This is a genomic window from Dactylosporangium sp. NPDC051485 (assembly GCF_040682015.1).
In the GTDB taxonomy this organism is placed as follows: Bacteria; Actinomycetota; Actinomycetes; order Mycobacteriales; family Micromonosporaceae; genus Dactylosporangium.
Map to the genome: position 1 here is coordinate 1 of NZ_JBFAZW010000062.1, position 25,281 is coordinate 25,281.

The 25,281-nt window shown below is 73.1% G+C and carries 18 protein-coding genes, 1 pseudogene and 1 riboswitch; of the genes and pseudogenes, 8 read left to right on the forward strand and 11 right to left on the reverse strand.

What is annotated here, in order from left to right; translation table 11 throughout:
• Positions 1-90: 90 nt before the first annotated feature.
• Both AB0M46_RS30460 and thrC read right to left on the reverse strand, forming a co-directional pair.
• Entirely contained in the window at positions 91-1,101 is a 1,011-nt protein-coding gene (locus AB0M46_RS30460) for a GNAT family N-acetyltransferase (protein ID WP_363341524.1), read from the reverse strand.
• Between the two features lie 317 nt (positions 1,102-1,418).
• Complete coding sequence (gene thrC, locus AB0M46_RS30465; RefSeq protein WP_363341526.1) at positions 1,419-2,687, reverse strand: threonine synthase; 1,269 nt, start codon at positions 2,685-2,687, stop codon at positions 1,419-1,421.
• 14 nt (positions 2,688-2,701) lie between these two features.
• Positions 2,702-2,838: riboswitch (SAM riboswitch) on the reverse strand.
• An 86-nt stretch (positions 2,839-2,924) separates the two neighbouring features.
• Between thrC and AB0M46_RS30470 the strand changes: the two genes are divergently transcribed.
• Positions 2,925-3,842 carry a glucosyl-3-phosphoglycerate synthase gene (locus AB0M46_RS30470; protein ID WP_363341528.1) on the forward strand — a complete coding sequence of 306 codons (918 nt, stop codon included), beginning with the start codon at positions 2,925-2,927 and terminating at the stop codon, positions 3,840-3,842.
• 7 nt (positions 3,843-3,849) lie between these two features.
• Here the strand turns inward: AB0M46_RS30470 and AB0M46_RS30475 are convergent, their stop codons facing one another.
• The 3 genes from AB0M46_RS30475 to AB0M46_RS30485 form a co-directional block, all read right to left on the reverse strand.
• A complete protein-coding gene (locus AB0M46_RS30475) occupies positions 3,850-4,332 on the reverse strand; it encodes a hypothetical protein (RefSeq protein WP_363341530.1) in 483 nt (160 codons plus the stop codon).
• A gap of 45 nt (positions 4,333-4,377) precedes the next feature.
• Positions 4,378-5,250, reverse strand: a complete 873-nt coding sequence (locus tag AB0M46_RS30480; RefSeq protein ID WP_363341532.1) for an ABC transporter permease subunit — start codon at positions 5,248-5,250, stop codon at positions 4,378-4,380.
• An 89-nt stretch (positions 5,251-5,339) separates the two neighbouring features.
• Positions 5,340-8,036 (reverse strand): alpha/beta fold hydrolase, encoded by a 2,697-nt coding sequence (locus tag AB0M46_RS30485; RefSeq protein ID WP_363341534.1) that lies wholly within the window; start codon positions 8,034-8,036, stop codon positions 5,340-5,342.
• Positions 8,037-8,113: 77 nt separating this feature from the next.
• On the opposite strand from AB0M46_RS30485, the gene AB0M46_RS30490 reads away from it, so the two are divergent.
• Positions 8,114-10,363: an AAA family ATPase gene (locus tag AB0M46_RS30490; protein WP_363341536.1), complete on the forward strand. Its 2,250-nt coding sequence runs from the start codon at positions 8,114-8,116 to the stop codon at positions 10,361-10,363.
• Between the two features lie 5 nt (positions 10,364-10,368).
• Here AB0M46_RS30490 and AB0M46_RS30495 read toward each other — a convergent pair.
• Positions 10,369-10,593: pseudogene (locus tag AB0M46_RS30495) on the reverse strand (DUF3263 domain-containing protein); the annotation flags it as partial.
• Between the two features lie 253 nt (positions 10,594-10,846).
• Positions 10,847-11,632 carry a DeoR/GlpR family DNA-binding transcription regulator gene (locus tag AB0M46_RS30500; RefSeq protein ID WP_363341538.1) on the reverse strand — a complete coding sequence of 262 codons (786 nt, stop codon included), beginning with the start codon at positions 11,630-11,632 and terminating at the stop codon, positions 10,847-10,849.
• A 197-nt stretch (positions 11,633-11,829) separates the two neighbouring features.
• On the opposite strand from AB0M46_RS30500, the gene AB0M46_RS30505 reads away from it, so the two are divergent.
• Entirely contained in the window at positions 11,830-12,771 is a 942-nt protein-coding gene (locus tag AB0M46_RS30505) for an ROK family protein (protein ID WP_363341540.1), read from the forward strand.
• Positions 12,768-13,880, forward strand: a complete 1,113-nt coding sequence (gene nagA / locus AB0M46_RS30510; protein WP_363341542.1) for an N-acetylglucosamine-6-phosphate deacetylase — start codon at positions 12,768-12,770, stop codon at positions 13,878-13,880. The genes AB0M46_RS30505 and nagA overlap by 4 nt, the downstream gene beginning before the upstream one ends.
• Before the next feature lie 22 nt (positions 13,881-13,902).
• Here nagA and AB0M46_RS30515 read toward each other — a convergent pair whose 3' ends face one another.
• The 3 genes from AB0M46_RS30515 to AB0M46_RS30525 form a co-directional block, all read right to left on the reverse strand.
• Positions 13,903-14,643, reverse strand: a complete 741-nt coding sequence (locus tag AB0M46_RS30515) for a phosphatase PAP2 family protein (protein WP_363341544.1) — start codon at positions 14,641-14,643, stop codon at positions 13,903-13,905.
• 65 nt (positions 14,644-14,708) lie between these two features.
• Positions 14,709-15,938, reverse strand: a complete 1,230-nt coding sequence (locus AB0M46_RS30520) for a serine protease (RefSeq protein WP_363341546.1) — start codon at positions 15,936-15,938, stop codon at positions 14,709-14,711.
• A 529-nt stretch (positions 15,939-16,467) separates the two neighbouring features.
• Complete coding sequence (locus tag AB0M46_RS30525; protein ID WP_363341548.1) at positions 16,468-18,306, reverse strand: NAD-binding protein; 1,839 nt, start codon at positions 18,304-18,306, stop codon at positions 16,468-16,470.
• 92 nt (positions 18,307-18,398) lie between these two features.
• Here AB0M46_RS30525 and AB0M46_RS30530 point away from each other — a divergent pair, with 92 nt between their 5' ends.
• Both AB0M46_RS30530 and AB0M46_RS30535 read left to right on the forward strand, forming a co-directional pair.
• A complete protein-coding gene (locus tag AB0M46_RS30530; RefSeq protein WP_363341550.1) occupies positions 18,399-19,388 on the forward strand; it encodes a hypothetical protein in 990 nt (329 codons plus the stop codon).
• 67 nt (positions 19,389-19,455) lie between these two features.
• The gene (locus AB0M46_RS30535) at positions 19,456-20,037 is read left to right on the forward strand and encodes a 50S ribosomal protein L11 methyltransferase (protein WP_363341552.1); all 582 of its coding nucleotides are present in this window, start codon (positions 19,456-19,458) and stop codon (positions 20,035-20,037) included.
• A gap of 48 nt (positions 20,038-20,085) precedes the next feature.
• Here AB0M46_RS30535 and AB0M46_RS30540 read toward each other — a convergent pair whose 3' ends face one another.
• The gene (locus AB0M46_RS30540) at positions 20,086-22,491 is read right to left on the reverse strand and encodes a Tex family protein (RefSeq protein WP_363341554.1); all 2,406 of its coding nucleotides are present in this window, start codon (positions 22,489-22,491) and stop codon (positions 20,086-20,088) included.
• A 100-nt stretch (positions 22,492-22,591) separates the two neighbouring features.
• On the opposite strand from AB0M46_RS30540, the gene AB0M46_RS30545 reads away from it, so the two are divergent.
• Together AB0M46_RS30545 and AB0M46_RS30550 are read left to right on the forward strand one after the other, a co-directional pair.
• The gene (locus AB0M46_RS30545) at positions 22,592-23,509 is read left to right on the forward strand and encodes a hypothetical protein (protein ID WP_363341556.1); all 918 of its coding nucleotides are present in this window, start codon (positions 22,592-22,594) and stop codon (positions 23,507-23,509) included.
• A complete protein-coding gene (locus AB0M46_RS30550; RefSeq protein ID WP_363341558.1) occupies positions 23,506-25,221 on the forward strand; it encodes an insulinase family protein in 1,716 nt (571 codons plus the stop codon). The genes AB0M46_RS30545 and AB0M46_RS30550 overlap by 4 nt, the downstream gene beginning before the upstream one ends.
• The last annotated feature ends 60 nt before the right edge of the window (positions 25,222-25,281 follow it).

Sequence of the window (25,281 nt, forward strand, 5' to 3'; positions counted from 1 at the left end):
TCCGCGCGCACCTCCCGAACCCGACCTCGCCCCAACAACAAACGCGGGCTGACCGGCGTCACCAATCAGCCCGCGTTTAGCACCAGTCACCTAGAGGGTGGTGGGGCCCTGCCAGTTGGCCCAGTTGCCCGCGAATCGGAAGCCCATGGCCTCGTTGATCGCGATCATGTGCTCGTTCGAGGCCGCGTTGAACGTGTCGATCGTGGTCACCGCCGGCTCGGCGGCGAGCATCGCCCGCAGGTTCTCGACCTTCGCCACGATGCCGAGGCGGTGGCCGCGGTGCTCGGGGCGCACCAGGGTGATCCCCTGCCAGGCGTGCCAGTCGACGCCCTCGCTCAGCCCCATCGCGGTCCAGGCGACGAGCCGGCCTCCGGCCGCGTGGACGACGCCGGTGTGGTAGCGCCGCGAGCCCCGGGCGGCGAACGTCCGCTGCTGCTCCCGGATCCGCCCGACGTCGACCTTCTCCGGCTCGTACTCCAGCTCGCCCATCGGCGCCTCGGCCACGAAGGAGCTGTCCAGCGCGGCGAGGTCCTCGAGGTACTCCTCCGGCGCCTCGCCCACCCATCGCACCACGGTGTAGCCGTCCGCGCGGGCCAGGCCCCCGGCGTGCAGCCGGTCGAGCGCGGCGTGGTCGAGGTCGGCGATGAGCAGCCGCCGGCGGGCGTCGGTCAGGCCGTTGCGCATCGCAAGCCCGGCACAGAAGGCCTCCTGCGCCGGGGCGAGCAGGCTGAACGAGTGGGCGGTGGTGCGCCCGGCGGCCCGGGCGAGCTCGGCCGCGTGCCGGTAGAGGGCCCGGCCGATGCCCCGGCGCCGGTGCCCGGGGGCGACGAGGACCTCGATGTGGGCGTTGCTCAGGTTGTCGCGCAGCGGCAACTCCAGCTCGACGGTGCCGGCCGGGGCGTCGCCGTCGAGGGCGAGGAAGACGCGGCGTTCGCACCAGGGCGCCGGGACGCGGAACAGCGCCGCGTGGGAGAACCGGCCGCCGTCGGGCCAGTCCGGCACGTCGGCGCGCAACGCCGCGTCCCCGATGTCGTAGGTCACGTCGATCGCGGCCGGGTCATCGGCGCGCACCTCGACGATCTTGATCGGTGTCCGGGCCATGGGCCCAGCGTGGGCGCGGTGCGCGGGCTCCGGCAAACCATTTATGCCCGGAAATTGGTCGAGAGGACGCTCGCCAACACCTCCGGTGTTGTGGTCGCGGACCCCACCGAAATCGGCGAAGTCTCGCGGCGACACGTCCTCCCGCACCGAGCATCCTGGACCTAGGTACCTAAGGCGTCAAGTCCCCGATCAGCGTACGGCACGCCGACGATCACGTTGCGTGTCGATCACATCCGCCATTCGGACGATCGACGGCAGGTCCCCGCCTGAAAGCGCTCTCTCTGCGTGAACGCTCGGTGACGACGGGGCCTCAAAAATCATCCGAGCAGGCCGGCCTCGCGGGCGGACTTGAGCGACGGCTTCACCCGGTGGGTGGGGCCGACGTTGCCGGCCACCGCATCGAGCGTCTTCAGGCCGTCGCCGGTGTTGAAGACGACCGTCTCGGCGCTGGGGTCGAGCTTGCCCGACTCGACGAGCTTCTTGAGCACCGCCGTGGTCACCCCGCCGGCCGTCTCGGCGTAGACGCCGGTGGTCCGGGCGAGCAGCTGGATGCCGGCGCGGATCTCGTCGTCGTCGGCGTACTCCATCCAGCCCCCGGTGCGCCGCACCGACTCCAGGGCGTAGACGCCGGCCGCCGGGTCGCCGATGTTCAGCGACTTCGCGATGCCGGTCGGCTTGACCGGGGTGATCTCGTCGACGCCGTCGTGCAGGGCCTTGGCGATCGGGTTGCAGCCGGCCGACTGGGCGCCGAAGACCTTCCACTCGGTCGCCGGCACCAGGCCGATCTCGACCAGCTCGGCGAACGCCTTGTCGACCTTCGTGAGCAGCTCACCGCTGGCCATCGGGATGACCACCTGGGCCGGGATGCGCCAGCCGAGCTGCTCGGCGACCTCGTAGCCGAGCGTCTTGGAGCCCTCGGCGTAGAAGGGCCGGACGTTGACGTTGACGAACGCGGTGTCCTCGAACTCGTCGGTCTCGGTCAGCTCCGAGCAGAGCCGGTTCACCTCGTCGTAGGAGCCCTCGATGGCGACGACCTCGCCGCCGTACACGGCGGTCATGATGATCTTGCCCGGCTCCAGGTCGGCCGGGATGAACACGGTCGACGGGACGCCGGCCCGGGCCGCGTGCGCGGCGACGGAGTTGGCCAGGTTGCCGGTGGAGGCGCAGGAGTACCGCGTGAAGCCCAGCGCCTTGGCCGCGGTCAGCGCCACCGAGACCACCCGGTCCTTGAACGAGTGCGTCGGGTTGGCCGAGTCGTCCTTGACCCACAGCTGCGCGGTGAAGCCGAGCTCCTTGCCCAGCCCGTCGGCCTTGACCAGCGGCGTGAGGCCCGGGTCGAGGCTCACCCGGGTGTCCGGGTCGACTCCGACCGGCAGCAGCGGGGCGTAGCGCCAGATGTTCTGCGGGCCGGCCTCGATCTGCTCGCGGGTCACCCGGGCGAGCGCGGCCGGGTCGTAGCCCACCTCGAGCGGGCCAAAACACTCGTAACAGGCGTGCTGGGCGGCGAGCGGGAACGTGGCCCCGCAGCCGCGGCAAACCAGGTTGCGGGCCGGCGAGTCGGTGAAGACGCTGAGCGTCGAGGTCATGGCGGAGGCCTTTCCTCTCATCTTCCCCAAGCGCACGGGCGTGCACCGGGACGGATTTGGCACCTACCGCCCGCTGGCCTCAACATCGAGACGCGCGCAGGGGTTGCCGGGGCTTCATCGGGCCGTATCCCTCTGCCCCTCTGGATGAGGTATGCAGTTGTGCCCCCAGTGTAAGGGGCGCCACCGGGGGCCGGGTATGAGTCATCTCACGACTCGGACACCGCTAGCGTTTCAGTCATGCACCCGATCGCGGCGAACTGGTTCGGCCGGCGCACCTCCGGCTGGCGGGACTGGCCCGCGGAGGAGGTGCTGGCGGCGAAGGGCGACACGCGGGTGAGCGTGGTGCTGCCGGCGCTGGACGAGGAGCCGACGGTCGGCGAGATCGTGGCCGGGGTGCGCACCCTGGGCCCGCTGGTCGACGAGCTGATCGTGGTCGACTCGGGGTCGGTGGACCGCACCGCCGAGGTGGCCGCGGCGGCCGGCGCGACCGTGCACCACCGCGACGACATCCTGCCGGGCACCGGTTCCCGGCCGGGCAAGGGCGAGGTGCTGTGGAAGGCGCTCGCGGTCACCAAGGGCGACATTCTGGTGTACATCGACGCCGACCTCACCGACTTCCGGCCCCACTTCGTGACCGGCCTGCTGGGCCCTCTGCTGGCCGACCCCACCACGCTGATGGTCAAGGCGTTCTACGACCGCCCGCTGCTGGACGTCTCGGCGGCCGGCGGCGGCCGGGTCACCGAGCTGGCCGCCCGGCCGCTGCTCAACGCCTACTTCCCGGAGCTGGCCGGGGTGGTGCAGCCGCTGGCCGGGGAGTACGCGGCCCGCCGCTCGTTGCTCGAGTCGCTGCCCTTCGCGGCCGGCTACGGCGTGGAGACCGGCCTGCTCATCGACGCCTGGCGCGGGCACGGGCTGGACGCCATCGCGCAGGTCGATCTCGGCCAGCGCACGCACGGTCACCAGGACACGGCGGCGCTGGGCCGGATGGCCGCCACGATCCTGCAGACGATCAACGCCCGCGTGTCGCCGAGCCTCTCGGCCTGGCCGACGTTGACGCAGTTCGAGCGGCATGATTCCGCTGTCGTACCGCGGGAGACGACCGTCGCCCACCCCGACCGCCCGCCGATGCGCACGGTCAGCGGCTACGAGGCATAGCGCCCGATCAGGCGGCCGCCCCATCCGTCTCCGGGACGAAGCGCCACAGCTGGGCGGTGGCCGTCGCGGCGCCCACGACGGCCAGGGCGAGCGCGCCCCACTCGGCGGCCAGCAGCCACCACGGGGTGTCGATGATCGCCACCGGGTCGCCGCCGGTGAACGAGCCGACGCCGACCGCCACCGCGACCAGCAGCAGGACCACCAGCAGCAGTACGGCGGTCAGGCGCAGCACCCACTCGCCGGAGCGGCCGGCCAGCCGGGCCAGCAGGGTGCTGCCGGCGGCCACGAGCGCGGCGAAGGCGCTGGCGAACGAGCCGAGCAGGTTGAAGACGCGCGCGGTCTCCAGCTCGGTCGGGCCCTTGGTCACGTTGGGCGTCTGCGCGAAGTGGGTCCACTGCACCAGGTGGCCCTGGTCGTAGTAGAGGCCCGCCGCGAGGGCGGCGAGCCCGACGACCAACGCGCACGCGCCCCCGAGGGCGGAGATTCGCATGACCGGGCACCCTACCGGTCGGTAGGGCGCCCGGTGGACGTGGGCCTAACTGACCACGTCCTTGCGCAGGAAGCGCCAGAACCCGAGGGCGAAGAACACCGTGGCGTAGGCGAGCGCGGCCACGGCGCCCTTGACGAGGTCGTCGACCTGCATCGGGCTGGAGAGCAGGCCGAGCCAGGCGTCGTTGTAGTGCGTCGGCAGGACCGTGCGCAGGTTCCCCAGCGCGGTGATCTGGTCGAGGATGTTGGACAGGATCTGCAGCAGCACCGCGCCGCCGACCGCGCCGAGCGGGGCGTCGGTCGACACCGACAGCAGGAACGCGAGCGAGGCGACGACGAGCAGGCAGACGCAGAGGTACCCCACGATCTCCAGCAGCCGCACCACCCCGGTGCCGGCCGGGATCTCCCCGCCGATCGGCGCGCTCAGCGGGGCCCAGCCGTAGCGCAGTGTGCCGGCCAGCAGCGCGGTGCCGACGAGGGTCAGCACCGCGAGCAGGCTGTAGAGGAGGGAGACGGCGAGCTTGATGCCGAGCAGGCGGGCCCGCGGGACGGGCATCGCCAGGAGGTACCGGAGGCTGCCCCAACTGGCCTCGCTGGCCACCGTGTCGCCGCAGAACAGCGCGACCACCACGACCAGCAGGAAGCCCGACGACACCAGCAGCGTGAACAGGGTGAAGTTCGGGCCGCCGGAGGTCGCGAGGTCCGACAGGCGGGAGAACTGGCCGTTGCCGCCGCCGTTGTCGTTGTTGCTGCCGCTGTCCAGCTGGAACGCGATGAGGATGATCAGCGGGAGCAGCACCATGAAGCCCAGCGCCATCTGCGTGCGCCGGCGAGAGGCCTGCCTGCGGATCTCCGTCCACAGCGAGAGGGTGGCGCCGGGCCGGTACCCTCTCGCTCCCCCAACGACTTCGGTACTCACGGCCGCTCCACCAACAACGTCGGTGCTCACGGCCGCTCCCCCAACCACATCGGTGCTCACGCCGTCACCTCCGCTTCGCTCCGGACCGCTCACGGCCGCTCCCCACTCGCCTTGGTGTCCCCGCCGACGAGCGACAGGAACGCGTCCTCCAGCCGGCGCCGCGGGGCGACCCGGTCGATGCCGACCCCGGCCCTGACCAGCGCCGCCACCACCTCGGCCCGCGGCGCGCCGTCGATGTCGACGACCAGCCCGCGCCCGCCGGACCAGGCCACCGAGCGCACGCCGGTGAGCTCCTGCAGTACCTTCTCGGCCGTATCCACGTCGGAGACGTCCAGCTGCACGCTGGGCGACTCGCCGACGATCTCGTCGACCGGGCCGGCCGCGACCACCTCGCCCCGGTGCATCACCACCACGTCGGTGCAGGTCTGCTCGACCTCAGCCAGCAGGTGGCTGGAGACCAGCACGGCCCGCCCGCCGGTGGCGTAGCGGCGCAGCACCTTGCGCATCTCGGCGATCTGCGGCGGGTCCAGCCCGTCCGTCGGCTCGTCGAGCACCAGCAGCTCCGGCAGGCCGAGCATGGCCTGGGCGATGGCCAGCCGCTGCCGCATGCCGTGGCTGTAGGTGCTCACCCGGCGGTTGACCGCGGTGCCGAGGCCGGCGATCTCGTAGGCCTCATCGAAGCGGGCGTCCTCGGCCGGGCGGCCGGTCGCCTTCCAGTACAGCTCCAGGTTCTGCGCTCCGGTGAGGTGCGGCAGGAAGCCGGGCCCCTCGACCAGCGCCCCGACCCGGGACAGCACCGGCGCGCCGGGCAGCAGCCGGTGGCCGAAGACGAGGATCTCGCCCGCGGTCGGCCGGGTCAGCCCCATGAGCACCCGCAGGGAGGTGGTCTTGCCGGCGCCGTTCGGGCCGAGCAGCCCGACCACCTGGCCGCGCCGCACGGTGAAGTCCACCCGGGACACCGCGACGAAGTCCTTGTACTCCTTGCGCAGCCCGCGCACCACCAGCGGCGTGTCGACGAGCTCGGCGTCGACGCTGCGGTCGATGCGCCGGGCCCGCCGCCGGGCGAGGATCAGCACCACGGCCAGGCCGAGCGCGATGGCCGCGATCAGCCCGGCGAGCACGTAGCGCCACACGACGTCGGGGTTGGCCAGCGGGATGCCGGCGATGGCGGGGAGATCAACCGGGCCGTCGAGGGCGACGGTGTACACCACCGGCTCCGCCGGCGACCAGTAGCCCGAGTCCGCCGTGGCCACCGTGACCCGCACCCGGCTGCCCGCCTCGAAGCGGTGCACGACCGCGGGCAGGGTGACGGTCACCGGCACCGCGTCGCCGATGCTCTTGGGCAGGCCGGTGAGGCGGATCGGGGCGATGAGCCCGTCCGGCACCGACGGCTCGCCCTTGGCCGGCACGTCGTAGAGCTTGACGAAGAGCGTCGCGTCGCCGGTCGGGGAGGCGACGCGCAGCCGGACCTTCGGCGCGCCGGTCACGTCGAGGGCCGCGCCGACCGGGGCCGAGACGAAGTCGGCGTGCTGGCCGGGGATCTCCCGGGTGATCCCGCCGGCGCCGGCCGTGCCGAGCAGGCCCGCCAACCCGGCGATGGGCAGCGAGGAGATCGGCGCCGGATTGCCGTCCGGCGGATTGGCGATCCGCTGGTCGGGACCCTGCAGCTCGACGGCCGCGCCGGCGTTGCGCAGGCCGGGGTAGGCGTCCACCGAGGAGGCGGCGGTGACCAGGCCGCGGCCCTGCGCGTTGAGGCCGGAGACCCGCGAGTAGGTGAAGCTCGTCGGCGGGGTCGCGCCGTTGCCCTTGAGGTAGTGGCCGAGCCACTGGTCGCTGAGCTGCCGCAGCCGGTCCACCTCGGACTGCGGGCCGCTGCCGCCGTCGTGGCCGCCGGTGTACCAGGCGACGCGGACCGGCGTGCCGTTGGCCGCGATGCCGCGGGCGTTGGCGTCGCCCTCGCTGAGCGGGAACAGGGTGTCCACCTGGCCCTGGATCAGCAGCGTCGGCGCCTTGATCCGGTCCAGCACCTGCGACGGCGAGGACCTGCGCAGCAGCGCCTCGGTGGCGGGGGTGGACCGGCCGGTGGTGGCGATGTCGAGGTACGCCTTGCAGATGTCCGCGGCGAAGCGCCCGCACTGCGGGTCGGCCGGGTTCTCCGAGGAGCCGAAGAACTCCCCCGCCCACTGCCGCTTGAACACCCCGCCGGGCAGGAAGACGTTGACGAGGTCGTTCCAGGTGATCATCGGCACGATCGCGTCGACCCGGGCGTCCTGGGCGGCCAGCAGCAGGGACAGCGCGCCGCCGTAGGAGCCGCCGACGGCGGCCACCTTCGGGTCGTTGCCGTCCTTGCGGATCTCGGGCCGCGCGGCGAGCCAGTCGATGAGCCGCTCGGCGTCCTTGACCTCCCAGTCCGGGTGGTCCAGGTGGATCTCGCCGGTAGAACGGCCGAAGCCCTGCGCGGTCCAGGCCAGCACCGCGTAGCCCTGGTCGGCGAAGCGCTCCGCGTCGGAACGCACGCTCTGCTTGGTGCCGCCGAAGCCGTGGGCCAGCAGGATGGCCGGCACCGGGTCGTCCGCCCCGGCCGACTTGGGCAGGTAGAGCGTGGTGTCCAGGGTGACCTCGGACCCGTCGCCGGGGCCGGTCTTCACCGTGATCATCTGATCGGTGGTGCGGAAGCTCTTCGGCTTGGGCGCCGCGGCCCAGCCGACCAGCCCCGCCACGAGCACCAACGCGACGGCGCCAGAGATGATCTGGCGCCGGCTCAGGCTCGGCAGGCGAACTCGCATTGACCAAACGTACGCATCGGATGTCGCGGCGGGCGCAATCCCTCAGGCACTTCACAGCAACGGCTACGCTCGTTTGCGTGTCGGCGACCTTGACGCTCACCGCCAGCCTCCGCCCAGCCGCGCTCGACGCCCGCCGGGGGGTCGTGCGCCTGCACCCGGAGGTGCTGACCGCGCTCGGCCTACGCCCGGGCGACCCGATCGCGCTCACCGGCCGGCGCACCTCGGCCGGGATCGTCGCGGTGGCCGAGCCGGGCGCCAGCCGGGCCCTGCTCTACGCCGACGACCTGCTGCTGGGCAACCTCGGCCTGCGGGACGGGGGCCAGGTGGCGGTGGCCGCCGCCCCGCTACGCGCGGCCCAGACGGTCACGCTGTCCGGGCCGGCCGAGATCATGGCGGTCGTCTCGCCGGAGATGCTGCGGCTGGCCCTGCTGGGCAAGGTCGTCACGGTCGGTGACAACGTGTCGCTGCTGCCCCAGGACGTGTCGCTGGGGACGCTGTCGGTGTCGGCTCCCGCGGTACACATGGTGGATCGCGGCCTGGTCGAGGCGGCCCGGCGCAGCCTGTCCAACACCGTCGGCTACGCCTGGACGAGCGCCCTGCTGACCGTGGTGGCGGCCGACCCGGACCCGGGCGCGCTGGTCACCATGGACACCGCCGTCGGCTGGCAGCACGGCCAGGCCACCCACGCGCCCGGCAGCGTCGTCGCGCCGGCCGGCGCCGCCCCCACCGCCACCGCGCCGGCCTCGGCCCCGGTCCCGGCGCCGGAGCTGGACGACCTGCCCGGGCTGCGGGCGCAGGCCGAGCAGCTGATCGAGCTGCTGGACCTCGGCTTCCACCACGGCGAGGTGCTGGCCAAGCTCGGCACCACCGTCTCCCTCGGCGTGCTGGTCACCGGCCCGGCCGGCTCGGGCAAGTCGGCGCTCGTGCGCGCCGTCGCGGCCGAGGTCGAGGCCCAGGTGGTGGCGCTGTGGGCGCCCGAGATCGCGGCGCTGACCAACAACGACGCCGCGGCCCGGCTGCGTAAGGCGGCGGACGAGATGCGTGCTCCCGGCCCGGCCATCCTGCTCATCTCCGACGTCGATGCGCTCGCGCCGCGCGACCAGCCCGGCCCGCTGGCCACCGTGTTCCGCCAACTGCTGGCCGAACTGATCCGGGAGGGCGAGGCTGTGGTGTGCACCACCAGCCGCCCCGAGTCGGTCGACCCGGCGCTGCACTCCCCCGAACTGCTCGCGCACGAGATCTCGGTGCCGCTGCCGGACGCCGCGCTGCGCCGCGAGCAGCTGAGCGTGCTCACCCGCGGCATGCCGCTGGCCGACGACGTGCGCCTCGACGACGTCGCCGGCCGCACGCCCGGCTTCGTCGCCGCCGACCTGGCCGCGCTGGCCCGCGAGGCCGGGGTCCGGGCCGCGCTGCGCCACCGCCGCGAGGCGGAGGCCCTGCAGGTGGTGATGGCCGACTTCGAGGCCGCGCTAGAGGTCGTCCGCCCGACGTCGATGGCCGAGAGCTCGCTCGAGCTGGCCAAGGTCACCCTCGACGACGTCGGCGACATGGTCGAGGTCAAGCAGACGCTCACCGAGTCGGTGCTGTGGCCGTTGTCGTACCCCGACGCCTTCTCCCGGCTGGGCGTGGAGCCCCCGCGCGGGGTGCTGCTCTACGGCCCGCCCGGCTGCGGCAAGACCTTCCTGGTCAAGGCGATCGCCGGCACCGGCAAGGCCAACGTGCTCTCGGTGAAGGGGGCCGAGCTGCTGTCCAAGTGGGTCGGCGAGTCGGAGCGCGCGGTGCGCGAGCTCTTCCGCCGCGCCCGCGAGGCCGCGCCGACCCTGGTCTTCCTGGACGAGGTGGACGCGCTGGCCCCGACCCGCGGGCAGGCCACCGACGGCGGCACCACCGACCGGGTGGTCGCCGCGCTGCTGACCGAGCTGGACGGGGTCGAGTCGCTGCGCAACGTCGTGGTCATCGGCGCCACCAACCGGCCCGACCTGGTCGACCCGGCCCTGCTGCGCCCCGGTCGGCTGGAGCGGCTGGTCTTCGTGCCGCCGCCGGACGCCGACGCGCGGGCCGAGATCCTGCGGGCGGCCGCGAAGTCGGTGCCGCTCGCCCCCGACGTGGACCTGAAGGCCCTGGCCGGGTCGCTGGACCGGTTCTCGGCCGCGGACTGCGCCGCGCTGGTCCGCGAGTCGGCGCTGGCCGCGATGCGCGAGTCGCTGGACGCCACCGAGGTCACGGCCGCCCACGTGGAGCTGGCCCGCGAGCGGGTCCGCCCGTCGCTGGACCCGGTTCAGGTGGCCTGGCTGGCCAACTACGCGGAGCAGCAGAAGGCGCGCTGAGTCGCCTACCGGTGCCTTGCCCGGGAGGCGCGCAGCCGGCGCAGGCGCTGGACCACCACGGGGTCGTGCGCCAGCGCCAGGGGGTCGTCGAGCAGGGCGTTGAGCAGCTGGTAGTAGCGGGTCGCGCTGAGCCCGAAGGTGTCGCGGATGGCCTGCTCCTTGGCCCCCGCCTGGCGCCACCACTGCTTCTCGAAGCCGAGGATCTTCTTGCTGCGCTCGTCGAGCTCGGCCGGCTCCTCGGCCGCCGCCACGTCCCGGGCCGGCTCCTCCGGCTCGTCGCCGTCCAGGAAGTCGTCGACGTCCTCTGTGGACTGTTGCGGGGCGACGCGGCGGGCGGCGAGGTCATCGCGCTTCATCGTCGCTCTCCCGGGGGATGTGGGGTCACCGCCACCCTATCGGCTGACCCGCCGTTCACCCACCCGATCATGCCGGGAGATGTCCGACATGCCCGCTTCTTCGGATTGCACGCCCGCCGTAATACCGTCAGGCGGTGACGATCTTCACCCCGGCCGCGCGGAAGGCGTCCAGCGTGACGGCCGTCGCGTTGGAGTCGGTGACCAGCGTGTCGATGCGGTCGATCGGGCAGATCCGGGCGAAGGCGTGGCCGCCCAGCTTGGAGCTGTCCGCGATGATCACCACGCGGCGGGCGCGGGCGACCATGAGGCTGTTCATCGCCGCCTCGCCCTCGTGGTGGGCGGCGGCGCCGAGGGTGACGTCGAGCGCGTCGACGCCGAGCAGGGCGATGTCGAGGGTCACGTCGCGCAGGATGTTGCCGCCGAGCGGGCCGACCAGCTCGAAGGACTGCGGGCGGACCACCCCGCCGGTCACGACGATCTTCATCCGGGAGCGCACCAGCAGCTCGTTGGCGATGTTCAGGGCGTTGGTGACCACGGTGAGCTGGGCGTCGTCGACCCCGCCGGTGAGCTCGGGGCGCACCGCGAGCGCGCGGGCCACCTCGGTGGTCGTGGTGCCGCCGTTGAGCGCGACCACCATGCCGGGCGAGACCAGCGCGGCCGCCGCGGCGCCGATGCGCTGCTTCTCCGGGGCATGCTTGGCCGTCTTGTACCGCAGGGGAAGGTCATAGGACACCCCGTTGGCCACGGCCCCGCCGCGGGTGCGGGTGATCATCTGCTGCTGGGCCAGCTGGTCGAAGTCCCGCCGGATCGTGGCCTGCGACACGTCCAGCCGCTCCGCCGCGTCCTCCACGCTGATGCGGCCGGCGTCGGTGAGGATTTCGAGGAGCGCGTTCCAGCGCGCATAGCGGTCCACTCGACCCCTCCCCTGCGCATACGGTGCGAGATGTGTGCACAATAATGCTCGAAACGGCGGGTAAACGCAAAGGCAACTGCTCGAACAAACCCGGACGACATGGTTGCCAGCCGGCCCATCGGTGCGCAATGATGCGCGAACCCGCCGGATTTGATGCCATAACGATCAGGCAGTGAGTGATCGGGGACATAGAGCACATGACGCAGACCGTGATCGCCCTCGATGTCGGGGGCACCGGGATCAAGTGTGCCCTGGTCGGCGCCGACGGCGACGCACTGCACACGGTCCAGCACGCGGAGCGGCACCCCACGGGCGCCCAGCGCGGCCCCGAGGCCGTCATCGCGACCATCCTGGACATCGCCGGCGGGCTCTTCGCGACCGCCCGGGCCAACGGGCTGGAGCCGGTGGGCGCCGGGCTGGTGGTGCCCGGGGTCATCGACGAGGCCAACGGCGTCGCGGTCTGGGCGGCGAACGTCGGATTCCGGGACGTACCGCTGCGAAGGCTTCTGGAAGAACGGCTCGGGCTGCCCGCGGCCCTCGGGCACGACGTGCGCGGCGGCGGCCTGGCCGAGGCGCGGCTCGGCGCCGGGCGCGGGCACGACTACGTGCTCGTCATCCCCATCGGCACCGGCATCGCGGCCGCCAATGTGGTGCGCGGCCAGGTGTACACCGGCGCGCACGGGGCGGGCGGCGAGATCGGCCACATCGTCGTGCGGCCCGGCGGCCCGGTCTGCGGCTGCGGCCAGCGCGGCTGCCTGGAGGCGGTCGCCTCGGCGTCGGCGGTCGGCCGGCGCTACACCGAGCAGGCCGGGCGCCCGGCCACCGCCGAGGAGGTGGCCCGGCTGGCCACCGAGGGCGAGCCGACCGCGGTCGCCGTGTGGCGCGAGACGATCGACGCGCTGGCCGACGGCCTGATGACCGGCATCGCGCTGTTCGACCCGGCGGTAATCGTGCTCGGCGGCGGGCTGGCCGAGGCGGGCGAGTCCCTGCTGGCCCCGCTGCGCGAGGGCGTGCGCGCCCGGGTGACCTTCCACCGCGAGCCGGACATCACCCGCGCCGCGCTCGGGGACGAGGCCGGCTGCCTGGGCGCGGCCCTCATCGCGCTCGACAACCTGAACACGAAGGGGAACACGCAATGACGGTGGTGTCCGGGGTCCGGGTGGTCGCGGGCGACCGCGTCATCGACAACGGCTTCGTCCGCATCGAGGGCGAGCACATCGCCGAGGTCGGCGAGGGGGGCGCGGCGGCCGACGGCGCCGTCGTGGTGCCCGGCTTCGTCGACATCCACGTCCACGGCGGCGGCGGCGCGACCTTCACCACCGGCGACGCGGACGAGGCGCGCAAGGCCGCCGCGTACCACCTCGGGCACGGCACCACGACCATGCTCGCCAGCCTGGTCACCTCGCCGCCGGAGCTCATGCTCGCCGCCACCAGGGCGTTCGCCCCACTCGTCGCCGAGGGCGTGCTGGCCGGCGTGCACTTCGAGGGCCCGTACCTCTCCCAGGCCCGCTGCGGCGCCCAGAACCCGGCCTTCCTGCGCGACCCGTCGCTCGAGGAGCTGGAGTCCCTCATCGCCGCGGGAGAGGGTGCGGTACGGCTGGTCACGGTCGCCCCCGAGCTCCCCGGCGCGCTGGAGGCGATCCGGCTGCTGGTCGCTCGCGGTGTCGTCGCCGCCATCGGCCACACGGACGCGACGTACGAGGAGGCCCTCGCCGGCGTCGAGGCCGGCGCCACCGTGGGCACCCACGTCTTCAACGGCATGCGCCCGCCCCACCACCGCCAGCCCGGCCCGGTCTTCGCCCTCCTCGGCGCGTCGGGCGTGGTCTGCGAGTTCGTCGCCGACGGCATCCACCTGCACGACGGCACCCTGGCCTTCGCCGCCTCGGTCACCGGCCCGGCCCGCGCCGCCCTGATCACCGACGCCATGGCCGCCGCCGGCATGCCCGACGGCACGTACGAGCTGGGCGGCCAGAGCGTCGACGTGGCCGGTGGGGTGGCCCGACTGACCCGCGACGGCGCGATCGCCGGCAGCACGCTCACCATGGACAAGGCGTTCCGGCGGGCCGTCGGGGCGGGGCTGTCGCTGGCGGCGGCCTCGCGGATGGCCTCGACCACGCCGGCGGGCGCCATCGGCCTGGGCTCGGACCGCGGCACGCTGCGGGCGGGCGCCCGCGCCGACCTGCTGGTGCTGGACGAGGAGCTGAACGTGCGGCGCGTGATGCGCGCGGGTGCGTGGGTTCGTAGCTGAGCGTGCTTCGGGCCCGGCGGCCTTACACCCGGTTGCCGAGCGGTGCTTCGGTCCCGGCCGGCTCGACGTCGTAGAACGGGCCGGCCCAGCCCGCGCGCGTCAGGCGCCCGCCGAGCGGCACCGCGTCCCAGGGCACCCGCCGCAGCAGCCGGTCCAGGAACAGCCCCAGCAGCAGCGCCGCCAGGCCGTCGGTGATCCAGTGGAAGCTCAGGTACGTCGTGGTGAACAACAGCACCACCGGCACCGTGTAGCGGATCACCGCCACCACCCGCGGGCTGACCACGCCGGTCAGGAGAGTGGCGAGGACGCCGTACCAGACGATGGCGTTCACCACGTGGCCCGACGGGTACGAGATGCCCTCGTCGGCGTAGAAGAGGTACTCCGGGTGGGCGTGCACGTGCTCACTCGCCGCCAGCCGGTCGGTCCAGATCTTCAGCGGGCCGATCGTCACGTACGTGATCGCGAAGGCGCCGATCACCAGCAGGAACGGGCGCACGGTGTGGCGGGCGCGGGTCAGGAAGAAGGCGGCGATCACGGCCAGCGGGGTGAGCACCTGCCCGCCCTGGCCGAGCCGGTTGCACCAGCGCAGCAGGGTGTCGGCCCAGCCCGGGCGGTGCGCGTCGGCGAAGTCGCGGACGGCGAGGTCCAGGCTCAGCAGCGGGGTCTTCGCGGCCAGCAGGATCGTGATGACGGCGAAGCCCGCCACCAGCAGCGCGTCGAGCCACCAACCAGACGGGCGGATTGGGCGTAACTCGAGGCGCACGAGGTCAAACGGTACCCGAACAGGCGAAGGGGCCCGGCGCACCGGGCCCCACGTGCACGGGATCTTTACATGACCCGGCGCAGCTGGGCGGCGATGCGGTCGATGCGCACGCCGGAGTTCGGGCAGCCGCCGAAGTGGTGCAGGGCGATGACCTTGTTGGTGCGCCGGGAGATCACCGGGGAGCCGGACGAGCCGCCGTCGGTGTCGCAGAAGTACGACATGTCGGTGCGCGCCGCGTAGCCGTCGTAGGCCGGGTTGTCCACCGCGCAGTTGCCGCTCCGCTCGGTGGCGTCCTCGCTGGCGATGACCGTCGGGGCGCCCCGGGGGTGCTGCGGGATGTACAGCTCCTCGCCGCGCACCGGGGCCCGGTCGTCGATCTCGAGGTACCCGAACTGCTGGATCTGCGCGAAGTTGCGCACGCTGAACAGCGTGTAGTCAAGGATGTCGTCGGTGGCCAGCACCTGGTCGCCCATGACCTTGACCGGACGCAGCGTGGCGCCGCCGTCACACCGCGCGCACTCGTAGTTGAACCACACCTCGGTGTTGCGGGCCTCGCGAGTGGTGGTGAAACAGTGGTGGTTGGTGAGCATCCGGTTCTGGGTGCCGACCCGCCAGGCGGTGCACAGCTCGACGCCGTTGATGAGAATCCGGGCCACGGGCTTCGAGTTCGCGTAGGCCACCGGGTCCGACGACTTGTAACAGGCCGCGTTCTCCGTCTCGTTGGCCCGCCCGCAGATGCTCTCCTCGCGCGGCCCGGCGGCCAGCGCGGCCTTCCGGTCGGCGTCGGCCTTGGTCCGCTCGGCGGCGGTCTGTCCGCGCGCCACGCTGTCGACGGTGACCCCCATCGAGGCCAGCCGCGACCGGATCCCGAAGACGTCGTCGCGCCCCTTCACGACCCGCACCACGGCCCGGTCGCCCGACACGGACATGGACCAGTTGCCGGAGTCGCCGAGATCCTTCGAGGTGTACTCGTAGTGCTCGGTCCCCAACGCATCGCTCACCACGACCTTGTCGCCGGACCCGAGCGCAAGCCGCGAGAAGTGCACCTTCACGTAGTCGGCGCCGGGGTACTCGAAGGTACGGCTGGCGGCCCGCTCGATCGCCCCGGTGGTCACCGACTCCAGCACGCCGGCCGGCTCGGCACCCGGCTCCCGCAGGCCCGAGATGTCGTGGCGCAGCTGCGGCGCGCTGCCCGGCGCCCGATACGGCGGGCCGGAAGAAGCCATGGCGACCCCCGCCCCGGCGATTCCCAGCAGGGCACAGACCCCGGCGACGAGCAACGACCTACGGCGCATGAGCGCGTCCTCCCGAATGGGTTGCAAGAAGGGACCGCCCCGGAGCGTTAGGGGTAAATCGGGCGATCCGCCCATTCAACGAGCCATCCACCCGCCAGGAGGCGGGAACGCCCGCGGATCCGTCGCCCGTACCGCCGTTGCGACCCAACCGGCCCGCACCGCCACGACAACCGGCCGACATTTCCGAAATTTCGGACACATGACGCACCAAGACGAGCGGCGAACGACGGCGCCGGACGTCGAAAACGGAGCAGAGGCGGGAGCGGAGGTCGGAGCGGAAGTGGAGCCGAGCGGAGGTCGGAGCGGAAGTGGAGCCGAGCGGAAGTGGGAGCGGAGGTCGGAGCGGAGCGGAGGTCGGAGCGGAGCGGAGGTCGGAGCGGAGCGGAGGTCGGAGCGGAGCGGAGGTCGGAGCGGAGCGGAGGTAAGGGACGGAGCAGAGGTGGGAGCGGAACAGGCGTTCGCGCGAGCGGAGGAAGGGCCAGGGCACGGGAGTCGGCGCCGCGGCCGAGAAGCGACGCCAGGCCGGGCGCTACGAGGGCGTGCCACCCGTGCGGGACAGCAGATCGCCGAGGCCCAGGCGGGTGGTGACCACGGTGAGCAGGTCGTCGGCGCGCAGCACGTAAGCGGCCGGCGGCGCCCACACCGTCCGCTGTTCGCCGTCCGTCGCCACGGCCAGCACCCGCACCCCGCCCACCTCCTGGGCCGCCGACACGGGGCGCCCGTCGAGCTGGGAGCCCTCGCACACCGGCACCTCGGCCAGCAGCAGCACCCGCCGGTCGATCGGGACGGTGCCGATCACCTCGCGCTCGAGCAGGGCGGCGGCGAAGGCGGGGGCGGCGAGGTACGACACGCTCCGCGAAGCGGTGATGCCGAAGGCCCGCTGCACCCGGTCGGCGAAGCGGCCGTCGAAGAGCCGCAGGACGACCCTCAGGCCGGGCTTCAGCGCCCGGCCCTCCAGGGCGGCCTCTAGGTTGGCCTGGTCGTCGGTGGAGACCACCACCAGCGCGCGGCAGGTCTGCACGGACGCGGCCTTCAGGGTCTCGGCGCTGCTGGCGTCGCCGATGATGAACGGCACGCCGCGGGACCGGGCGGACTGGGCGCCGCGGGCGTTCTCGTCGCGGTCGATGACCACGACGGGGACGCCGAGGTCGACGAAGGCGTGCATGACCCGGGTGCCGACGTTGCCCAGGCCGACCACGATGACGTGGTCCGAGACCGGCTCGCGCAGCCGGCCCAGGGCGATCGCCAGGCGGGCGTTGACCACCGCCTCGACCACGGCCGCGGTGATGACCGGGATGAGGGCCACGTTCACCAGGCCGAGCAGCGTGGTGACGAGCTTCTCCGGCCAGTGCGACTCGAGGTCGGGGCTCGCGCCGGTGAGCTCGGACAGCAGGGTCACGTAGGCGGCGTTCCACCAGCTCACGTGCTTGTAGTGGGCGATGACCACGCTGCCGGCGACGAGCACGGCCAGCAACGCGGCGGCGGTGACCCACAGCCGGCGGCTCACCAGTCCGCGCACCAGCCGCAGGGGGCTGCGCAGCTGGCGGCGCCACCAGCGGCCCAGGCGCTCGGCCCTCGGGCGCCGCCGCGGCAGGCGCTCGCCCCGCTCCACGACCGTGGCGGCGCGCTCGCCGTTGGCAACGGCGAGTACGACATCGGCTTGTTCCTGCTCCTCCGGCAGCAGCCGGGGCTCGTCCTCGCCGGCGGTGGCGGCCAGGCCGCAGACCACGTCGTCGGGGCGGACCTCGGCGCGGCGGGCCACGAAGAGGGTGCGCTGCGCGACCCGCACGTGCACCGGGGCCACCTCGCCCAGCGCCTCGGACACGAAGGCCGGCGCGGCCATCTGGGCGTCGGAGAGCACCCGCACGTCGGCGAAGTTGCGCCGCACGCTGTACCCGAGCCGCAGGTTGAACATCCGGATGACCAGCCGGATCTTCGGGTTGACCTCCTGGGCCTGCAGGGCGGCGTCGAGGTTGCCGATGTCGTCCTGCCTGACCAGCGCGAGCGCGTCGGCGCCGGTCAGGTCGGCCCGCTCGAACGCCGCCGTGTCGGGCCGCTCGGCCTCGATGACCCGGCCGCCGTGGCGGGACAGCAGCCGCGCGATCTCCGGGCCGTGCCGCCGCTCGGCGCTGGGCATGATCGCGGTGACGTGCACCCCGTACTGCAGGATCAGCTCACTGATCAGCCGGTGGGCGAGCGGGTCGTCGCCGCACACCACCACCCGCTTCGCCGGGCCGTGCACGACGTGCCGGGCGGCAGGATCGGAGGAGGGGTCGGCCGGGGGCTCGATCGACCACGGACGGGTGATCGCCCGGGCGCGTGGAAGATTGCCGCGCAGGCGCCTCAGCAGCGAAGACTCGGACGCCACCGGGCGATCCTAACGAAGATCACCAGTTTCCGAAGCCCCGGCGTCTCGTTGGACCCGGCGAATCGCATTGTCGACCAGATGGGTTTTCGCCGATGAACACGTGGTTTCGCCGGACGGTAGGCACCGTCGGCCTCGCCGGCGGCATGCTGCTGCTGGGCGCCGGCGCCGCACACGCCGATGACACCGCGCTGGCAGCCGGCCAGCTGGACGATCTGTTCTCGCCCCTTGGCGGGCCGAACAACCAGTCGCTGCAACTGCAGGCGCACAGCGACCGCATCGACACCAGCGTCGACGCGGCCACCGATGCCAGCCTCGAGACCAACCGCCTCAACGGCCGCCCGATGCCGGGCGTGCTCGACGGCGTGCCGGTGTCGAGCCTGGTCCCGACCGACAGCCTGGGCCTGCCCCGGACCACGTCGAGCCGCCTGCCGGGTCTCCCGGCCCTGCCCACCGGCGCCGTGCCGGTCGCCGGCACCGAGAGCTCGCTGCCGGGCCTGCCGCTGGTCGGCCAGCTGACCAGCCTCGACCAGGTGGGCCTGCCGGGCCTGCCGGGCACCGGCACGCTGGGCGGCACGTCGATCGCCGACACCTCGACCGCCCTCCCGGCCCTGCCGGCGACGCGGTCCAAGCCGAAGCCGTCCCCGCGCGGGGCCCAGACCGAGGACCTCCCGCTGGTCGGCAGCCTGCCGCTGCTGGGCGACGGCTTGCCGATTCGCGGCACGCTGAAGCCGGTCAACGACTACGCGATCCCGGTCGGGTACACCGAGTCCGGCGGCCTGCCCCTCGTCGGCGACGCGCCGCTGGGTGGCAGCGACGTGCTCAAGAACGACTCGATCACCGGCCTTCCGGTGATCGGCGGCATCGGCCCGACCCCGGGCGTGAGCACCACCGCCGTGGCCAACCGGCTGGTCCCGACCACGGGCGCGCTGCCGCAGGCCGCCGGCCGCCTCCCGCTGGTGACCGAGAGCGCCTACCGGCCCCGCCACGCCCAGCCGGAGGCCCTCCCGCTGGTGACCGGGCTGCCCGCGGTCGGCGGCATCGCCGGTGGCGTGCTTCCCTTGTTCAGCGGCATCGTCGGCTGACCTTCCGACCGATCGGAAATGTCCGGGCGCTGCGCGCGTCCGGATATTTCCGTATTTGGGGGCTGGCATGCTGCCGGAGATCGAGCTCGACCTGGCCGCGGACGGCACCCCGCTCTTCGAGGGCGACTACCGCAGTGACACCCCGCCGCCCTTCTGGGCGTTCGCCTGGCCCGGCGGGATCGCGCTGGCGCGGTACCTCCTGGATCATCCGGGCGTCGTCGCCGGCCGCACGGTCGTGGACCTCGGCGCCGGCTCGGGCCTGGTGGCCATCGCCGCGGCCAAGGCGGGCGCGGCCCGCGTGACCGCCGTGGACACCGACCCGCGGGCGCTGGCCGCCGCCCGCCGCAACGCTGAGCGCAACGGCGTGACGATCGAGACCGCCACGCGGCTCGTCCCGGCGGACGTGATCGTCGCCGGGGACGTCTTCTATTCCGAGACGGTTGCCGCGGCGGTACTGCAGATGCTCCGCACCGCCACAAGCGTCGCCCTGGTCGGCGACCCGGGCCGGGGCTACCTGCCGGAGCGGCGCTTCGAGGAGCTGGCCGCCTACGACGTCCCCGTCCGCCGGGAGCTGGAGGACGGGGACGTCATGCGCACGCGGGTCTGGCGCCTGCGCCCTACTTCCGCCGCTGCTTCTGCTGGCTCTTGAGCCCGTCGAGGCCCTAGTCCAGCCCGGAGCAGCGCGGGCGCCTGCGCCCTACTTCCGCCGCTGCTTCTGCTGGTCCTTGAGCCCATCGAGGCCCTTGTCGAGCCCGGCCCGGCGCAGCGCGTCGGCCAGCGCCCCGCCCCCGCTGAACGAGTCCCGGGACTCCCGCGGGCGGCCGCCACCGCGCGAGTCGCCGCGGGAGTCGCCGCCGCGGGGCCGGCCGCCGCCCTCGCGGCGCTCGGGGCGCTCGGGGCGCTCGCCCCGCTCGCGTGGGGCCGGCGTGGCCTCGTCCTCGAGCCGCAGGGTCAGCGAGATGCGCTTGCGCGGGATGTCCACGTCGAGCACCTTCACCCGCACGATGTCGCCGGGCTTGACCACCTCGCGCGGGTCCTTCACGAACGTGCGGGACAGCGCGGACACGTGGACCAGCCCGTCCTGGTGCACGCCCACGTCGACGAAGGCGCCGAACGCGGCCACGTTGGTGACCACGCCCTCCAGCAGCATGCCCGGGGTCAGGTCGGAGATCTTCTCGACGCCGTCGGCGAACTCGGCGGTCTTGAAGGCCGGGCGCGGGTCGCGGCCGGGCTTCTCCAGCTCCTTGAGGATGTCGGTGACGGTCGGCAGGCCGAAGGTGTCGTCGACGTAGTCGGCCGGCTTGAGCTTGCGCAGCGCGGTGCCGTTGCCGATCAGGGCCTTGAGGTCGCCGCCGGTGGTGGCCAGGATGCGCCGGACCACCGGATAGGTCTCCGGGTGCACCGAGGAGGAGTCCAGCGGGTCGTCGCCGCCGGGGATGCGCAGGAAGCCCGCGCACTGCTCGAAGGCCTTCGGGCCGAGCCGGGCGACGTCCTTGAGCGCCCGGCGGTTGCGGAACGGGCCGTTGGCGTCGCGGTGCGCCACGATCGCGTCGGCCAGGCTGGCGCCGATGCCGGAGACCCGGGTCAGCAGCGGGGCGGACGCGGTGTTGACGTCGACGCCGACGCCGTTCACGCAGTCCTCGACGACCGCGTCGAGCGAGCGGCTGAGCTTCGACTCGGAGAGGTCGTGCTGGTACTGCCCCACGCCGATCGACTTCGGATCGATCTTGACCAGCTCGGCCAGCGGGTCCTGCAGGCGCCGGGCGATCGAGACCGCGCCGCGCAGCGAGACGTCCAGGCCGGGCAGTTCCTGCGAGGCGAAGGCGGAGGCGGAGTACACCGAGGCGCCCGCCTCGGACACCATCACCTTGACCACGCTGAGCTGCGGGAACTGCTTGACCAGGTCGGCCGCGAGCTTGTCGGTCTCGCGGGAGGCGGTGCCGTTGCCGATCGCGATGAGCTCGACCTTGTGCTTCTGGCACAGCGCGGCCAGGATCGCGATCGACTCGTTCCACTTGTTCTGCGGCACGTGCGGGTAGATCGTGTGGGTGTCGACCACCTTGCCGGTGGCGTCGACGACGGCGACCTTGACGCCGGTGCGGAAGCCCGGGTCGAGGCCCATCGTGGCCCGGGTGCCGGCCGGCGCGGCGAGCAGCAGGTCGCGCAGGTTGGCCGCGAAGACCCGCACCGCCTCCTCCTCGGCCGCCTGCCACAGCCGCATCCGCAGGTCGATGCCGAGGTGGACCAGGATCCGGGTGCGCCAGGCCCAGCGCACGGTGTCGTTGAGCCACTTGTCGCCGGGCCGGCCCGCGTCGCGGATGCCGAACTTCGAGGCGATGGCCGGCTCGTACAGCGACGGCGCCTCCGGGTCCGGGGTCGGCTCCATCACCAGGTCGAGCATCTCCTCCTTCTCCCCGCGGAACATGGCGAGGATCCGGTGGGAGGGCAGCTTGGTGTACGGCTCGCTGAAGTCGAAGTAGTCGGCGAACTTGGCGCCGTCGGTCTCCTTGCCGCCGCGGACCTTCGAGGTCAGCCGGCCCTGCGCCCACATCTTCTCGCGCAGCTCGCCGATCAGGTCGGCGTCCTCGGACATGCGCTCGACGAGAATGGCCCGCGCGCCGTCCAGGGCCGCGGCGGCGTCGGCCACGCCCTTCTCGGCGTCGACGAAGACGGCCGCGGCCGCCTGCGGGTCCACGCTCGGGTCGGCCAGCAGCCCGTCGGCCAGCGGCTCCAGCCCGGCCTCGCGGGCGATCATGGCCTTGGTGCGCCGCTTGGGCTTGTACGGCAGGTAGATGTCCTCCAGCCGGGCCTTGGAGTCGGCCGCCATGATCTGCGCCTCGAGCGCCTCGTCCAGCTTGCCCTGGCTGCGGATCGACTCGAGGATGGCGGCCCGCCGCTCCTCCATCTCCCGCAGGTACCGAAGCCGCTCCTCCAGCGTGCGCAGCTGGGCGTCGTCGAGCATCTCGGTGGCCTCTTTGCGGTACCGGGCGATGAACGGCACCGTGGCCCCGCCGTCGAGCAGGTCGACCGCCGCGGTCACCTGCCGCTCCCTGACGCCGAGCTCTTCCGCGATGCGCTGGTGAATCGAGGTCGTCACGAGCATGCATTGTGCCCCACTCGCCCCGTTCGCACCCAGCAGCCACGGGTCGAACTGCCGAAACGGGGCCCCACACGTGAGGCCGCTTCACCTATGCTCTCGCGTCGTGACCGACTTCGACCCCGCGGCGCCGTTCGAGGAACTGCGGGAGCTGCGCCAGGCAGTGGGCCGCCGGGACTGGCCGGCCGTCGCCGCACGGTTCGCGGCCCTCACCGACCCGAACGACCACGAGTACGCGGCGGGAATCGTCGCCGGCGTGGCCGGCAGCGAGGACTTCCTCGCGGCCTGTGCCGAGCGGGAGCCCGGCACGCTCGCCCGTACCCTCTACGCCGGTCGGCTCATCTCGGCCGGCTGGGAGGTGCGCTCGAGCGCGCGGGCCAAGAACGTGAGCCGGGAGCAGTTCGCGACCTTCCACGACCACCTGCGCCGCGCCGAGCGCATCCTCGTCGGCGTCACCGCGGAGGAGCCGGCCAACGCGACCGCGTGGACCAGCCGGATCAGGGTCAACCGCGGGCTGCAGCTCGGGCAGAACGAGGCCCGGCGCCGCTACGACCGGCTCAGTCGGCACGTGCCGCACGTGTACGCCGCACAGGCCGGCATCGTGCAGCAGTTCTGCCCCAAGTGGTCGGGCTCGTTCGAGAAGGCCCGCGCCTTCGGCCTCGAGTGTCTGCGCGCGGCCCCCGACGGCTCGCTGGCCCCGCTGGCGCTGCTGGAGGTGTACGTCGAGATCTGCTTCGAGGAGGGCAACGGCAAGGTCTGGAAGCTGCCCGAGACCCGCGCCGAGGTCTACGAGGCGGCCGACCGCTCGGTGCGCCATCCCGCGTTCCGGGCCGACGGGTACCGGGCGCTGACCGCGCACAACCTCTTCGCCCTCGTCTTCTGGGTCATGGGCGACCGGGCCGCGGCACGGCCCCATTTCGAGTTCGTCGGCGAGCACGGCGGCGGCGACCTCTGGAACTACTTCAGCCCGACGGACGGGCGGAGCCTGTACCTCTCGGCCCGCAAGGCGGTGGTCAAGTCATGACGATCGAGCAGACCGACGTCGACGGCGTCCCGGCGCTCTTCGCGCGGCACGACGGGCCGATGATCGCCGGCCTGACGTTCCGGGTCGGCCAGGCCGACGAGACCCTGGCGTACCGCGGCATCACCCACCTGCTGGAGCACCTCGTGCTGCACGGGCACGGGCTCACCGACTACCACTACAACGGCAGCACCGGCGCCGTGACCACGGTGTTGCACATGCAGGGCGGCGAGGACGACATCGTCGCCTTCCTCAACGGCGTGTGCGCGTCGCTGCAGGCGCTGCCGCTGCACCGGTTGGAGACCGAGCGGCAGGTGCTCGCGGCCGAGGAGAGCGGGCGCAGCGGCGGGCCGGCCGAGTCGCTCGCGCTGTGGCGGTACGGTGCCCGGACGTATGGGCTCCCGGCGTACCACGAAATGGGCCTCCCCCGGATCACCGGCGAGGACCTAAAGCGCTGGGCCGCGGCCTGGTTCACCCGGCAGAACGCGGTGCTCTGGGTGGCCGGCGAGCGGATCCCGCCGGCGCTGAAGCTGGCGCTGCCCGACGGCGCGCGCCGCCCCGTGCCCGCCCCGACATCGGCCCTGCGCGCCACGCCGGCGTACTTCTCCGGCGACGGCACCCACGTCGCCTACGACGGCGTGGTCCGGCGCGGCCCCGCCGCCTCCGCGCTGGCCGGGGTGCTGGAGCGGGAGCTGTACCGCAGCCTGCGCCAGGAGGACGGCAACTCCTACACCGCCGCCACGAACTACGAGCCGCGGGGCGACGGCATGGCCGTCATCACCGCCGTCGCCGACTCGGTGCCGGGCAAGCACGACGCCGTCCTCGGCGGCTTCGTCGACGTGCTCGCCAAGCTGCGGGCCGGGCGGATCGAGCCGGGCGACCTCGACGCCGTGAAGGCCAAGGCCGAGGACGGCCTGCGCGGGCCGCTGGCCGAGGTCGGGCGGCTGCCTTCCCGGGCGATGGACCTGCTCACCGGCGCGCCGCTGCGCACCCTCGAGGAGATCCGGGCCGAACTGCAGGCCCTGACCGTCGACAGCCTGCTGCCGGTCGCGCGCGAGATGCTCGACGGCGGGCTGCTGTGCACCCCGAGCGGCCACGACGCCGAGTGGGCCGGGTTCGCGCCCGCCCCGGTCGCCTCCGAGCGGCCGATCCCGGGCCACCCGTTCCGCTCCCGGCGCGACGGCAAGGTCAGCCTCGTCGTCGGGCCGACCGGCATCGGGCTCGAGCGGGAGGGGCGGGCGCCGATCGCCATTCCGTTCGCCGAGTGCGCGGTGTCGCTGGCCTACCCCGACGGCGGGCGCTCCCTCATCGGCTTCGACAGCCTCAGCATCCGCGTCGAGCCGACGATCTATCCGGTGCCCCCGGACCTGCTCGCCCGCATCGACGCCGCGCTCGCCCCGGTGACCGTGCCGCAGCCGCCCCGCGCCCCGGAGCAGATTCCGCGGCCCGAAGCCCCGGCCGGTCCGTCGCACGGCTCGTCGAAGCCCGCCCGATCCACCGGCCGGCTCGTCGGCGCGGTGATCGCCCTGGTGCTCGCCGTGGTCGCGCTGTGCTGCACCGGGGGGTTCAGCGCGCTCGTGGCCGACAACAGCGACCCGCAGAACGACATCAAGCTCGACAGCATCTCGATCATGCTCATGGTGTTCGGCTACGGCGCGTTCCTGGTCCTGGGCATTCTCGGCGTCGTACTGCTGCGAAGGCGTGACCGAAAGTAGTTTTCCGGAAGCCGTTATTGACCCAGCGCAGCGACGTCTCCTGAATAGGTTCGACAGGAG